The organism is Streptomyces sp. NPDC094147 (assembly GCF_044764265.1).
Classification (GTDB): domain Bacteria; phylum Actinomycetota; class Actinomycetes; order Streptomycetales; family Streptomycetaceae; genus Streptomyces.
The window spans coordinates 18,174-30,864 of the sequence record NZ_JBIWHT010000035.1 but is presented as its reverse complement, the minus strand read 5'-3'; the positions used below and the strand labels follow the sequence as shown (position 1 = coordinate 30,864).

Sequence of the window (12,691 nt, the reverse complement as noted above, 5' to 3'; positions counted from 1 at the left end):
AAACCCTGCGGGCGTAGCCGAAGCTCTCGGCTGCGCCCGCTCCGGAGCCTGCAGTCAGTTCGGACTATCGCCCAGCACATTGCGCGCCAGCTTCTTCCTGCGGTCGGATGCCGACTACCGGGCGCCTGCTCAACTCGGGGCCCCGAGGCCGGCGTCGCGACGCTCCACGGCCACATCCCCGAGCTCATGGAAATGCGCGGCTCCCCCCGTTCCGCATCAGTTCGACGTAGGTCCGTCAGACGTCCGGCCGCAGGCCGCCGAGATCGTCTGATCCTCCCGTCCCCTGGTTGGCGCCGCCCCGGGAGACTCCTCGGCATGACCGGGAGCGCGCGGCATCGGCACGGCCAGCTCCCTCGCCGATGTCGGGCACGAGATCCCCACCGCTCTGCTGCCGTCGGCTACCCTCGGCACCCCCACCGCAGCCTTGGGCACGATCGAGGGCGTCTCGGACACGCTGGCGGTGCGGCCCGGTCCTGCGGCGGGGTCCTCGGCGTCACCTGGGCGATCGGCCTGTCGGTCATCCCCGGCCTGCTGGCCGCCGTCGCGATCATCTACGCGATCCGCAAGACCCGCGCCCCACCAGCCGGGACAAAGTCCCGCTGAAGATCCGAATTCGTCCGCCTGAAGGCGACCTCGGCAAACTGCTGGGCTCGGTCACCGCGTTCGAGGTCGGCAACGTCGCCGCCACGATCGCCTCCGTCCCGGCCGGACGGCTCTCAGACAAGCCCGTACCCACGGTCCGGCCCTTGTGTGCTGGTCGCAGGCATTGCCGCGTTCGCCGTCGCCTACGGGGTGTTCACCGTCAAAGGCGCCGCCATCGCCTTCCCCGCCGTCCCGTTCATCCTCGCCGGAGTCGGCAGCGGCGCGGTCGAGACCGTCCAGCACTCCGCCGTCGCGGTTCTGGCCCCGAAGGACCTGCGCGGCTCGGCGTTCGGAATGCCCGCCACCGTCCAATCCCTCGGCGACCTCGCCGCCAGCGCCATCGCCGACATCCTGTGGCCCGCGATCTCCCCGACGGCCGCCTTCACCTACCGCACCGCCTGGATGCTCCTCGCCCTGGCCGGACTTGCTCATCTCCGCACGCCGCAGCCGCCACTGACACCGACCGCGCGGCTCCCCTCATCCCGACCCCACGAAGCGGGCAGTCGGCAATCCGCGCCCCGCGCCCTTGACCTTCAAGCCGAGTCGAAGGTCTACCGTCGGTGGTGTGACCACCCTGCGGATCTCCCAGCTCGCGGCACGCACCGGTGTGCCGACCACAACCCTGCGGTTCTACGAGACCGCCGGGCTGCTGCCCGCCGAGCGGACCGCGTCCGGCTACCGGATCTACGGCGAGGATGCCGTAGATCGCCTGGCGTTCATCGACGCGGCCAAGCACCTCGGGCTGCCCCTGGAGGAAGTCGCCGAGCTCCTGGCCGTGTGGGAGTCCGGCGCCTGCGCCGAGGTGAAGGCCGACCTGCGGCCACGTGTCGCCGGCCAGATCACGAACGCCGAGCAACGCATCACCGAGCTGACCGCGTTCACCGCCTCCCTGCACCGCGCGCTGAAGCACCTCGACGCCCTGCCCGACCGGACCGTGCCGTGCGACCCCGCGTGCGGCTTCCTCGCCCCTGCCGCTTCGAGCCGTACAACGGTGCCCGTCACGCTCTCACCACGCCGTACGGCCGCCGAATCCGAAGCCGAACGCTGGCGCACTGCCTCCGTGACCTGTTCCCTGAGCCCCGACGACATCGGCGAGCGCACCGTGCAGTGGCAGCAGTTGGTCGATGGCGCCGTACGGCAGACGATCCCGGACGGGCTGCGGCTCACCCTGCCCGCCACCCGGGCCGGGGACATCGCCACCCTCGCCTCCTCCGAGCAACAGTGCTGCCCGTTCTTCAACTTCCGGCTCCACCTCGACGGCCCCGTCCTGCACCTGGAAGTCCGGGCCCCTGCGGACAGGGCTGCCCTGCTCGCCGACCTCTTCGGCTCGGCCGCCTGAACCGTCCCACCACCACTTCCCCTGCTCCTGCTCCTGCTCCTGCTCCGACGGAAAGTCCTGTCGCCGTGCTCGTAGCCCGCTCCCTCGTCCTCTTCGTCGTCGCCACGCTCTTCCAGATCGTAGGAGCCTGGCCGGTTTGGCAGGGCGTGCGCGAGCACAAGGGACGGATCTGGATCGGCGCCGGCGTCATCGCACTCGGCCTGTACGGGTTCGTAGCCACACTCCAGTCCGACGGGAGCTTCAGCCGCATCCTCGCCGCGTACGGCGGAGTGTTCGTCGCCGGGTCGATCGCCGGTGCATGGTCGCCGACGGCCACCACCCCGATCGCTACGACATCACCGGCGCCGCCATCTGCCCGATCGGCATCGGCGTCCTGATGTACGCGCCCCGCAGCCGCTGATGCCACAAGGTCATGCCGCACCTGGCCGAGGTCTCCGGGTCACCGGCACGGCTACCGTCTGAGACCCCAATCCCTCGTTCAAGCTGGAGCGTTAGCGCGGCCACTTCTCCGGAGTGGAGGGGGTGCTCACCCGGCAGACGGCGGGCTTGCCCGGGCCCGGGGACTTCCCCTCGGCGACCACCCGGACCCCATCGAGCAGGATGCGGCAGGAGACCACCCCGTCCGCCGCGGGAACCACCTCCACCCGCGCCTCGTTACCGACGTTCACGAACACCTGGGTACTCCAAGGGAGTTGTACGGAACCAACGCGCTCCTGCGCGTACTGCGACTTGTAGCGGTCGGGGTTGTGCCCGTAACGCACGTCGGTGGCCCGATGCTCGCCGCTGACTACAGCCCCTTCATAAGTGAGGAACCAGGCGCTCCCCGCCGTACGCCCCTTGATCCAGAACGCGATCTCCCGGGACCAGATCAGTCCGATGACCACCAGGACGACGAAGCCCAAGCCGATCACGGCGAGCAGGACGCCAGTGCGGGAGAGTCGGTGAGGAGAGGGGGGTGAGTGTGCCATGGGGGAACCTCGATCATTCCCATGAGGGGATTTGCAGGTATTTGCGCACTCTACGCTGCGGCAGGTCGGCCGACGGGCAGGGCCGGTGATCAGCTGCTGCCGCCCGCTGCCGTGGCCAGAGCCTCGCGTGCGCGGGCGATGTCCGGGGCGAGGGTCTTCGCGTCGAGTACCGGCGGGAGCATGTCGGTGTCACGGAGGCGCTGGGTGAGCTTGTCCAGGTATTCCTGGCGGTCTTCGCGGGAGTGGCTGGGGCCGTGCAGAGCCGTCTGCCAGGACTCGTCCTTCCAGCGGTCGATGTCGACCTCCTGCTTGATGAACTCCTCGTTGTACTGCCGGGCGCGCTCCACCAGGGCGTCGCGAATCGCCGTGTCGAACTGCTGCCACACCTTCTGCGGGAGCTCGCTGACCCGGTCCTCGGCGGCACGCTCGGCACTGCGCGTCAGCAGCCGCTTGGCCGCATCCGAGGTACCGCCCTTCTGGATCTCGGCGCTCTTCTCGGCGGGGTTGTGCAGCGAGCGGAACAGCGAGCGTGGAGAACGTCTCCAAGGCTTTCGGCTTCTCCAGGGCGAAGGGCTACGACCTCGTCCGCCAGGGAAAGTTCCCATGCCGTGTGCTGCGGATCGGGCGCAGCACACGTGTCGTCACCGCGTAGTCGAAAACGGCGAGCCGGAGCACAGCCAGGCCGCGTCGAGCGCCTCACCGGGCCCGTCCCTGAACGCAGAAACCCTCCGGAGCAAGCCAGCGAGGGTTCCGCACCTCTCACGACGGTGCCCCTATAACGGGTCGATGGAGCACCTCGTCGACGAGCGCCGTACACGGCTCACCCCGCCCGCCGCACACAGGCAAGCGTCTCCGATCTCCGGTGGAGCCGCTCTGACGGAGCGACACCGACAGCCCGGTGCGCTGCGGCGCCAGCTCGCCGGTAGTCACGATCCCGAGAAGAACGGTCCCTCAATGACGATCGGAGAGAGCAAAGCCCACCTCACGCATGACTACGATCAGGTCGTCCGGGGTACTGCCGTAGCGAACTGCAGGCCCTTCGAAGGTGGTTCGTAGTTCACCGTCCTCGTACCAGTAGAAGAGTGAATCTTCTGGTGTCGTACTCGCCGAAGAAACTGGGCTTCTTCCAGACACCGAAAAAGGGCGCCTGAACAGGTGTTTCACCTGCCAGGCGCCCTTCGTGGCCCACATCTGAGCCGTTGGAGAACCCTGCCGTCGACGGAGACACGGCAGATGTGCATGCGGCCATTGTGGACAGCCACCGGGCCCGGACCGCTCCTGCCCAGCGTTCAAGGCCCGCCTATTTCGCCTGACGGGGAAGGCCGAGGATGAAGCGGGCGCCGCCGCGGGGGCTTGTGCTGAGGTCGAAGGTGCCGCCGTGGACATGGGCGATCCAGGATACGATGGACAGCCCGAGGCCGCTGGAGCCTGAGCCGCTGCGGAAGCGCTGGAACGGCGAGTTGGCGAGGGCCTGGGGGACGCCGGGGCCGGCGTCGTCGACCGTCACCGTGCCGTCGGCGGTGACGGTCAGTTCTATCTCGGCGGGACGGCCAGGCGCGTGGCCGTGGACGAGCGCGTTGCCGAGCAGGTTGGCCACGGCGCGCTGGAGCAGATCCGGGTCGGCCACCACGACAGCCGGTTCGGTGCGGACGGTGACGCGATGCTCGCCCGTGTCGGTGTCGTCGGCGACCGTCTCGACGAGCTGGTCCAGACGCAGCGGCTGGCAGGCGAGCGTGACGACGCCGGCCATCAGCCGGGCCCGGGTGAGCAGGGCATCGATCTGGTCACCCATCCTCGTCGCCAGGCGTACGGTCCGTTCCAACGCGGCGGTGCGGTGGACGTCTTCGTGCAGTGCGGTCTCGGCCAGGCTCCGCAACGAGGCGGCCGGGGTGCGCAGGTCGTGGGCGGCGTCGGCGAGGAACTCCTCCTGCTGCTGAAGTGCCGTCAGGGCGGGCCGGATCGCTCGCCCGGAGAGCAGGTGTCCCGCGCCGGCGGAGAGGGACACCAGAACCGCGCAGCCCGCCACCAGCAGGAACGCGAGCCTGCTGTGCTCGGCCCGGTCGTCGGTGGTGTCCGCGGTGGCGGCCAGGGCACCCTCATACGAGTTGCCGTCAGATCCGCTGTAGGGCTCGGCGAGCAGTCGGATCGGATGGCCGTCCTCGCTGCGGGCATCTGCCACGACGGCCGATCCCTCGTCCATGGCTCGGGCGGCCACTGCCTGAAGGTCTTCGGTCCGGGCCCGTATGCAGGGCTTGCGTGGCGCGTAGGCGATGGTGGGCCGACCGGCCTTCGTGGCAAGGACGGTCAGGGGCGGGCACTCGGTCTCCATGTCGTTCAGGAGGTCCTGCATCGTCAGGCGCCCGCTGTCGTCGAAGCCCAGCAGCGGGATCGCGCGGCTGGTCCGCAAGTTGAGCGTGTCGTTGAGCTGGCGGTTCCAGGCGGTGTCGTCGCTGTGGATGGCGAACGCCGCCAGGCCGATCAACCCGCCGCCGCTGGTCAGGGCGAACAGAGCGGTGAGTCGCCGGCGCAGCCGCCGGATCCGGGCCGCGGCCGTCATCATCCGGTGTGGTCTCCGGTGCCGGTCGGTGCCAGCCGGTAGCCCACCCCTCGGACCGTGTGGATGAGCGGCGGATCGCCGAGCTTGCGGCGCAACTGGGACATCAGTACCTCGACGACGTTGGAGCTCGGCTCGGCCATCTCGTCCCAGCATTTCGCTATCAGGTCGCCGCGTGGCACGGCCTGGTCCGTCCGGGCGGCCAGCAGCTCCAGTACGGCGAACTCCTTGCGGGTCAGGACGAGCATGATGCCGCCCCTGTGCACCTGGCGCCGGGCGGTGTCGATCTCCAGATCGGCGAAGCGCTGGAGGGCGGGCCGCACTACCGCGGCCCGTCGGCAGAGGCTGTGTACACGGGCGACCAGCTCGGGCAGCGCGAACGGCTTGACCAGATAGTCGTCGCCGCCGACGGCGAACCCCTCGACACGATCGGTGACCGTGTCGCGGGCCGTGAGGAACAGCACCGGGACGGTCCGTCCCGAGCGGCGCAGCTCGCGCACATAGGGGACAGCGTCTCCGAAGGGCAGCATCCGGTCGAATACAACGCAGTCGTACTCGGTGACGAACAGCGCCTCGTCGGCAGCCGGCAGATCGGCTACCGCGTCGACGGCCAGTCCTGCGCCGCGCAAAGCGGTGGCCACCGTGAACCGCAGATCATCGTCGTCCTCGACCACCAGTATCCGCACGGCGGTCAGGATAGCCCGGCCCCGAATCGCGGTCCCTGACCTGCCCTCATCAAAACCTCAGGTTCCTTGCGGAATCCTCCTGCATGGTCATTGGGGAGTCGAGGGCGAGGGGGCTCGAAGTGCGGCGGTCAGTGGGAGAGTTACCCGGGCGGGGTGCCATGTCGCGACGCGGCGTCGGTCCGGACACAGCCGGTTCCCGTCGCGCCCGACGGCTCGCGTCCTCGGTCTGGTTGCCGTGGGCGGCCGGAGTGCTGGCGCTGCTGACCATCGCGGGTGCGGCGCTGGCCGTCGGTGGCCGGGTCCAGGGCGGGGTCACCGTCCCGGCGGCGGTGCTGGACAGTCAGCAGCAGGTCACCGTCGGCGCGGCACAGCACGTTCGGCGGGCGATCCGGGCCGGCGAACTCGACCTCAGCCAGCTCGCGGCGGGTCTCTCGCTGGCCACGGACACGGCACGCTTCGACGGCCAGCTCAAGGACTTCCGTAAGCGCTACGGGCGTTACCGCGCCGTCTATGTGCTCGACGCCGACCGGCGCGTGGTGGCCCAAGTCGGCGGCCGGCCGCACCCCGAGCGGGTCCCGGACCGGCCGGTCCGGGCGGGCAGCACCGACGCACTCGCCGTCGACAGACTGCCCGTGGTGGTGCAGCACGCGCCGTTCACGTACGGCAACGGGAGCCGGGCGATCGCCGTCGCCGAGTTCGACCTGACCAACCTCAAGCACGCCTTCGACGCGGTGCTCCCGGCCACGGCCTGGGTGGTCGACGCGAAGGGCGAGGTGATCGCCTCGACGGCGGGCTTCACGGTGTTCCAGAAGCTGGAGCGGGCTGAACTGCGCAGTGCGGCCGGCTCGGACCGGCCCGCGGTCTCCCTCGCCGGCGGCGGCAGCGTCGACGCCCGGGAGATCGTGGCCGCGGCACCGGTGCGCGATGGCGGGAAGACACCCGGACCGTCCTGGCGGGTGGTCACCGCGCGCAGTGTCAACACGGTGCTGCTGCCGGAGACCCAGGCGCGCGACCAGGCGAAACTGGCAGCGCTGGCCGTCGCCGTGGTGGCGGTCGCCGTGTTCGGCTGGCTCTACGTCATGTGGCTGCGCCCGCTGCGCCGCCTGGTCGGTGACGCCGAGCGCATAGCCGACGGCGAGCTGCGCACGGGCGTCGAGGTCCGCCGCCACGACGAGCTGGGCCAGGTCGCCCGATCACTCGAACGCATCCGCCTCGGGCTGGCCGGCGCGGATTCCGACCGGACTCTGGTGCGGTGATGGTCCTTTACCTGTACGGGGTGTTCGCCCTCGGCCTGAGCGTGCTGTTCCTGTCAGGCGTGGTCGAGCGCCGCCGCCACGAGCGCAACCTCGACCGGATACCCGTGCGCATCCTGGTCAACGGCATCCGGGGCAAGAGCTCCATCACCCGGCTCACCGCCGGCGCCCTGCGCGGTGGCGAGCTGAGAGTAGTGGCGAAAACGACGGGGACCGCCGCCCGGTTCATCCACCCGGACACCACCGAAGATCCGGTGCACCGCAAGTTCGGGATCGCCAACGTCGTCGAGCAGATCGGCATCGTCCGCCAGGCCGCAGCCGCCGAGCCGGACGCCCTGGTGATGGAGTGCATGGCGGTCCAGCCGGCGCTCCAGGAAATCAACCAGCAGATGCTGGTCCGCTCCACGATCGGCGTGCTCTGCAACGTCCGCGAGGACCACCTGGAGGAGATGGGACCGACCCTGGACGACGTGGCCCGCTCGCTCGCTCGTTCCATGCCGTACGGCGGTGTGTGTGTGACGGCCGAGCAGCAGCGCCGCGCCGTCCTGGAGCACGAGGCTGCCCGCCGTGACTGCCGGCTGGTGGTCGTCGATCCCAACAGCGTCACGGACGAGGAGATGGCCCCTTTCGCGCACGTCGCGTTCAAGGAGAACGTGGCGATCGCCCTGGCTGTTGCCGACGAGCTCGGCATCGGCCGCAAGGACGCGCTGCGCGGGATGTACGCCGCCCCACCTGACCCCGGGGTGCTGACCGTCCGCGAGATTCCGGCCGAGCACGGCACCGTGCGGCTCGCGAACATCTTCGCCGCCAACGACCCGGAGTCCACTGTCATGAACTTCCGCCAGCTGGTGGCGGGCGGCACGCTCAAGCCGCCGTACGTCACCCTGATCAACTGCCGGCCCGACCGCATCGAGCGCAACGGTCAGATGGGCCGCATCGTGCCCGAGCTCGAAACCGACACCCTGGTCCTGATCGGCCACCCGACCAAGTCGGCCCGGGATGCGATACCCCCCGACTGGCCGGGCCGCGTGCTGGATCTCGGCGGACCACAGCGGAACCCGGGCGAGATCTGGCGCACCATCACGACCCATGTCACCGGCGCCGTCTCACTGGTCGCGATCGGCAACATCCACGGCCAAGGGGAGCGTCTGCTGGACCATCTGGAGTCGGCTCCTGCCATCCCGGCACAGTGGGGTGCGCAGTGAACAGCGTGCTCTCCACCGAGGTGGCCACGCTGGGCCTGGCCATCGGTCTGCTCTTCGGTCTCGGCTGCTACCTGGCCACCAACCTCTCCCCCGGCGGCATGATCACCCCGGCCTGGCTGGCACTGACCCTCGTCGAGGACTGGACCCGGCTCCTGCTGATCGCCGCAGTCACCCTGCTCACCTGGGCCGGTGCGGCCGGCGCACGCAAGATCATCATCCTCTACGGCAAGCGGCTGTTCGCGAGCGTGGTGATGCTCGGCGTCTTCCTTCAGATGACGCTCTCCCTGTTCCTGCTCAAGGAGTACCCGCTGCTGTTCAGCCACCAGACGCTCGGCTTCATCGTCCCCGGCCTGATCGCCTACCAGTTCCTGCGGCAGCCGGTCCTGGCCACTGCCACCGCCACCACCGCCGTCACCGGCCTCACCTATGCCGTCCTGGCCAGCGGCCTACTGCTGCACCTGGCGGTCTGACACGTGAGATCCCCATCCCATGCCTTTTGACGTCACGTCACCGACCGCCCACAAACGGGGCCTTCGACTCGCCGCCCTCCTGTTTCTCGTTCTGGCCACGGTGATCGCGTTCGTTCTGCTGCGCGAGGACGGACCGGGCTATCAGCGACTCGACGGGCCCGCCCGCACGGTCATCCGGGACGGCGACGGCACCGCCGTCGCCGTCCTCACCGACGGCGCCCGCACCGTCCTGTTCACCGGTGCGGAACGCACCTTCACCGAACCCGCCACGACCACGGCCTCGGTCACCACCCGCGCCGTGGTCCGGCTCGCCCCGCGGCCCTGGCATGCCGGGGCCGCGGACGAGGAGTGGTTCAAGCGATGGTTCGCCGCCGCGCGGGCGAGCCACGACCCCGACATCCTGGACATCGCCGCCCAGTACCTTCCCAGCGCAACCCAGCAGCGCGACTCCCACGGCACCCGGTACGCCGGTCCCGCGGCCTACGGCCCCATGGGCGAAGACGACGAACGCCGGGCAACCGCCGACTTCAACGACTACCTCGGCGTGGACTGGGACTACCCGGGCGGACGCCACCGCAAGGCGCGCAGCGACTTCTACGGCTCCGTCGACTGTTCCGGCTTCGTCCGCATGGTCTACGGCTACCGCTCCGGCTACCCACTCGAATTCAAGCCGCCGACCGGACGGGCACTGCCACGTCGCGCCGTCATGATGGCCGAGGACGGCCCGGGCGCCACGGTCATCGCCAACACCCACCGCCAGGCCAACGACTTCGGCGCACTGCAACCGGGAGACCTCCTCTTCTTCAACGCCAGCCCCGACGCGGGACCACAGATCGACCACGTCGGCATCTACCTCGGCCTCGACTCCACCGGCCGCCACCGATTCGTCTCCAGCCGCAAGACCGCCAACGGCCCGACCCTGGGCGACGACGGTGGCGCGTCCCTGCTCGACGGCACCGGTCTGTACGCCCGCGCCTTCCGCAGCGCCAAGAGGCTCTGACCGCCAAGGGGCCGATTCCACCACGCAGCGGCCGTCAGGGAGCAGCGGGCACAGGCGCATCACCGGCTTCGGAGACATCTCATCCGCGAAACTCCCCCATCGCGCGGGCCGAACGTCCAGGTGGGCCGCTGGTCAGGAGGATGGGATCCAGCGCACCGGAGCGGCGCCCTCGCGCGCCACCACTCCCGCCGTTGGGTCGTGTCTGTGACAGTCAGCACCCCCAGCGGGGCCGGGGCACGGTTGTCGCCTCAGCAGGGAGCGATCGATCCGTCCCAGTAGAGGGTGTGGTTCGCGAGGTTGATGAAGCCTTCGTGACCGTTGGCGTGGTTGAGCACCCAGACCCATGTGCCGGTGCCGTTGTTGATGTAGCAGATCGAGGCGACGTCGTTGCCCGGGTACGCCTGGCCCTGGTTGCAGACGCCGTCGGGGCACTGGTAGATCGATTCGTTGGCGGTGACGCCACCGCCGCGGCCCACGCTGTTGCAGTCCTGGTCGGAGTGGGGGGCGCCGTTGCCGAGGCTGCTGCGCGGGATGAAGCCGCTGTGGGTGTTGGCACGGTTGTAGACCAACTCCCAGCCGTTCCAGGTGCATACGTCGGCGAGATCGTTGCCGGGGTACGCCTGGCCCTGGTTACACACACCCGACGGGCACTGGTACAGCGTCTGGGCACTGTCCACCCAGGTGCCGACACCGACCCCTTGGGCCGTCGCGGGTGACAGGGGGCGCGAGGTGTGGGACGTCGCGGCGGACGCCGGCGAGATCATCGCCAGGCACAGGGCCACCGCTGCGAACACCGCCCCGAGGATGGAAAGAGATCTTGCCGTGTGCATGACAGTTCCTTCCTTTTGCGGAGCCCGGCCGATCGAGCCGGGCTGCGGGGAAATACTCGCGGGCAGAACGCGCCCCCGGGAGACGCTTGGCGCGGAATGTCTGGTTCTCGGCGCACGCGCACGCCAATCACCGAGCTGGCGATCCTCGATCATCGCGCCACCACGGACACCCGGCGCCCGGCCCAACAACCCCGCACTGTTCGACGAGCTCCCGATGACCGACCTGATGCGGCACTCGACCCGCCACGCCCTCACCACCCGCCCGTGACGCGCGCAGACGGTCGCGGGTCATGGTCCGGCCATGGACTCGGTCATAGCCGTCGCCCTCCTGAACGCGTTCGCATTGACCGCGTTCACCTGCGGGCGCCTACCGCTGCAGCTTGGGCACCGTGACCGCGTACTGCGGCCGTGGCTCGCCGGGTGCCGGTACCTCCTCGCTGCCCGAACGAAAGCCGGTCAGAACCTCGTTGACATGGGCGGCCCTCTCCCTGACCTCGGCAAGCCCCTCCTCGCTGAGCAGAGCGAACAGCACCGAGGCCGTCTCACGGCCATCGTCGGACTCCGGCCCCGGTCCGGTCGCAATGACCGTGGCCCGGCCCGAGGAGAGCGCCACCCGCAAAGACAGCCGGAACCTGCGGCCGGGCCCATCGCAGACCAGGAGCTCGTTGCCCGCGGCCGAGCCGAACATCTCTTCCACCACGACGACTTCGCCGTCGTACTTCAGCCTCGTGCCCACCCCGACACGTACCGCGGCTCCGTTCACATGTCCTCCCGAACGAGATCCCCGCATTCGATAGACCGGTTCGTCGTCACCGTCGTCGAGCTCGGACTCGTCAATGGGGTGGGGGAGGTCGCGTCGGCCGGAGCCGACTACCGCGGCCGGCCCCTGGCCCAGGACATGCCGCTGGGACAAGACCTCCGTCAGGCCGGTCACGAAGTGCTGGGTCCACAACAGCCGCAGCACGGCGGCCCGTACCTTCCAGGCGGGATGTCGAGGGAAGGCGTGAAATACCTCGCCCAGGGTCGCCCCGTGCAGATCCGTCCCCCGAATCTCGGTGAGCAGGTCTTTGTCGAAGAGCCAGTCGCGGCGATAGCCCGCTAGGAAGCGCAGGTTGGCCAACTCGCCTTCCGGCGGCTCGGACCACACTTCGAAGTCCCAGCCGCGCGACAGGACGACCTCACGAGCCCAGGCGAGCGCGAAGTTCACCTTCGGCCGGGTGAGCAGGTGCCGCGGTTTGACGTCCACGACCAGTGGAACGTCCGTCTCGCGCAGCACAAGGTAGTCCGGGACATGACGACGCTTTCGTCCGTCCACTGTGGTGGTCAGGAGGAACGGCTGGGCGTAGATGGCCGTCACGTCCTGGTCGAAGTCGGCGTAAAGCAGGCGTGTCAGCTCAAGCCGCGACTCGTAGACGACGTAGTCCCGCATCGTGGAAGACCAGTACGTGCCGGAGTAGTGCTTCTGCCGGTTGCGCCAGCGGAACGTACGCCACGGGATCGAGAGCTCGAAAACATCCGTGCCCGACGCCGACCAGACCAGGTCCTCGTCGATCTTCCCGTCCGTACGACGCAGACTCATCGAGACTTCGCCAATCACACGCGACATGCCCCACCCCCGAGCAGCCAGAGCGGGGCGCAGGGCTCCCGATCTCGACCAGCTGCGACATCTCCACGATCGGGTGGGAGGAGACCGCTGCATAGAACGGGACCGGGAAATGCACTACGACGAGTGAACGATCAGACG

At 69.4% G+C, this 12,691-nt stretch carries 13 protein-coding genes and 1 pseudogene; 6 read left to right on the top strand and 8 right to left on the bottom strand.

The genetic code is table 11. From position 1 onward, the window contains the following. Positions 1-785: 785 nt before the first annotated feature. Positions 786-1,028 carry a hypothetical protein gene (locus ACIQ8J_RS31420; RefSeq protein ID WP_403277396.1) on the bottom strand — a complete coding sequence of 81 codons (243 nt, stop codon included), beginning with the start codon at positions 1,026-1,028 and terminating at the stop codon, positions 786-788. Positions 1,029-1,207: 179 nt separating this feature from the next. Here ACIQ8J_RS31420 and ACIQ8J_RS31415 point away from each other — a divergent pair, with 179 nt between their 5' ends. Next, positions 1,208-1,981 (top strand): MerR family transcriptional regulator, encoded by a 774-nt coding sequence (locus ACIQ8J_RS31415; protein ID WP_403277394.1) that lies wholly within the window; start codon positions 1,208-1,210, stop codon positions 1,979-1,981. A 65-nt stretch (positions 1,982-2,046) separates the two neighbouring features. Then, positions 2,047-2,381 (top strand): annotated as a pseudogene (locus ACIQ8J_RS31410) (YnfA family protein). 91 nt (positions 2,382-2,472) lie between these two features. Here ACIQ8J_RS31410 and ACIQ8J_RS31405 read toward each other — a convergent pair. The 5 genes from ACIQ8J_RS31405 to ACIQ8J_RS31385 all read right to left on the bottom strand — a co-directional run bounded on the left by ACIQ8J_RS31405 (position 2,473) and on the right by ACIQ8J_RS31385 (position 6,183). Continuing rightward, on the bottom strand, positions 2,473-2,949 hold the full coding sequence (locus ACIQ8J_RS31405; RefSeq protein WP_403277392.1) for a hypothetical protein: 477 nt from the start codon (positions 2,947-2,949) through the stop codon (positions 2,473-2,475). An 89-nt stretch (positions 2,950-3,038) separates the two neighbouring features. After that, positions 3,039-3,554 (bottom strand): hypothetical protein, encoded by a 516-nt coding sequence (locus ACIQ8J_RS31400; protein WP_403277390.1) that lies wholly within the window; start codon positions 3,552-3,554, stop codon positions 3,039-3,041. Between the two features lie 346 nt (positions 3,555-3,900). Then, positions 3,901-4,140, bottom strand: a complete 240-nt coding sequence (locus tag ACIQ8J_RS31395) for a DUF6461 domain-containing protein (RefSeq protein ID WP_403277388.1) — start codon at positions 4,138-4,140, stop codon at positions 3,901-3,903. 109 nt (positions 4,141-4,249) lie between these two features. Then, positions 4,250-5,509 (bottom strand): sensor histidine kinase, encoded by a 1,260-nt coding sequence (locus ACIQ8J_RS31390; protein ID WP_403277386.1) that lies wholly within the window; start codon positions 5,507-5,509, stop codon positions 4,250-4,252. Further along, positions 5,506-6,183, bottom strand: coding sequence for a winged helix-turn-helix domain-containing protein (locus ACIQ8J_RS31385; RefSeq protein WP_403277412.1), 678 nt, complete (start codon positions 6,181-6,183; stop codon positions 5,506-5,508). The genes ACIQ8J_RS31390 and ACIQ8J_RS31385 overlap by 4 nt, the downstream gene beginning before the upstream one ends. A 164-nt stretch (positions 6,184-6,347) precedes the next feature. Between ACIQ8J_RS31385 and ACIQ8J_RS31380 the strand changes: the two genes are divergently transcribed. Genes ACIQ8J_RS31380 through ACIQ8J_RS31365 form a run of 4 tightly spaced genes read left to right on the top strand, consistent with a single transcriptional unit; the run spans position 6,348 to position 10,117 of the window. Beyond that, positions 6,348-7,445, top strand: coding sequence for a HAMP domain-containing protein (locus tag ACIQ8J_RS31380; protein ID WP_403277384.1), 1,098 nt, complete (start codon positions 6,348-6,350; stop codon positions 7,443-7,445). Next, positions 7,445-8,647, top strand: a complete 1,203-nt coding sequence (gene pgsB, locus ACIQ8J_RS31375) for a poly-gamma-glutamate synthase PgsB (RefSeq protein ID WP_403277410.1) — start codon at positions 7,445-7,447, stop codon at positions 8,645-8,647. Before ACIQ8J_RS31380 ends, pgsB begins: the two co-directional genes overlap by 1 nt. Beyond that, positions 8,644-9,117, top strand: a complete 474-nt coding sequence (locus ACIQ8J_RS31370) for a poly-gamma-glutamate biosynthesis protein PgsC/CapC (RefSeq protein ID WP_403277382.1) — start codon at positions 8,644-8,646, stop codon at positions 9,115-9,117. The genes pgsB and ACIQ8J_RS31370 overlap by 4 nt, the downstream gene beginning before the upstream one ends. A gap of 19 nt (positions 9,118-9,136) precedes the next feature. Further along, positions 9,137-10,117 carry a C40 family peptidase gene (locus ACIQ8J_RS31365; RefSeq protein WP_403277380.1) on the top strand — a complete coding sequence of 327 codons (981 nt, stop codon included), beginning with the start codon at positions 9,137-9,139 and terminating at the stop codon, positions 10,115-10,117. A 248-nt stretch (positions 10,118-10,365) separates the two neighbouring features. Here ACIQ8J_RS31365 and ACIQ8J_RS31360 read toward each other — a convergent pair whose 3' ends face one another. Then, positions 10,366-10,947 carry a hypothetical protein gene (locus ACIQ8J_RS31360; protein WP_403277378.1) on the bottom strand — a complete coding sequence of 194 codons (582 nt, stop codon included), beginning with the start codon at positions 10,945-10,947 and terminating at the stop codon, positions 10,366-10,368. A 367-nt stretch (positions 10,948-11,314) separates the two neighbouring features. Further along, entirely contained in the window at positions 11,315-12,553 is a 1,239-nt protein-coding gene (locus ACIQ8J_RS31355; protein WP_403277376.1) for a TnsA-like heteromeric transposase endonuclease subunit, read from the bottom strand. Between the last annotated feature and the right edge of the window lie 138 nt (positions 12,554-12,691).

Bases quoted from the DNA above. Each gene is read 5' to 3' on its own strand.
- pgsB (WP_403277410.1), top strand. From the start codon at position 7,445: ATGGTCCTTTACCTGTACGGGGTGTTCGCCCTCGGCCTGAGCGTGCTG.
- ACIQ8J_RS31405 (WP_403277392.1), bottom strand. From the start codon at position 2,949: ATGGCACACTCACCCCCCTCTCCTCACCGACTCTCCCGCACTGGCGTC.
- ACIQ8J_RS31400 (WP_403277390.1), bottom strand. From the start codon at position 3,554: ATGGGAACTTTCCCTGGCGGACGAGGTCGTAGCCCTTCGCCCTGGAGA.
- ACIQ8J_RS31395 (WP_403277388.1), bottom strand. From the start codon at position 4,140: ATGTGGGCCACGAAGGGCGCCTGGCAGGTGAAACACCTGTTCAGGCGC.
- ACIQ8J_RS31365 (WP_403277380.1), top strand. From the start codon at position 9,137: ATGCCTTTTGACGTCACGTCACCGACCGCCCACAAACGGGGCCTTCGA.
- ACIQ8J_RS31355 (WP_403277376.1), bottom strand. From the start codon at position 12,553: ATGTCGCGTGTGATTGGCGAAGTCTCGATGAGTCTGCGTCGTACGGAC.
- ACIQ8J_RS31390 (WP_403277386.1), bottom strand. From the start codon at position 5,509: ATGATGACGGCCGCGGCCCGGATCCGGCGGCTGCGCCGGCGACTCACC.
- ACIQ8J_RS31380 (WP_403277384.1), top strand. From the start codon at position 6,348: ATGTCGCGACGCGGCGTCGGTCCGGACACAGCCGGTTCCCGTCGCGCC.
- ACIQ8J_RS31360 (WP_403277378.1), bottom strand. From the start codon at position 10,947: ATGCACACGGCAAGATCTCTTTCCATCCTCGGGGCGGTGTTCGCAGCG.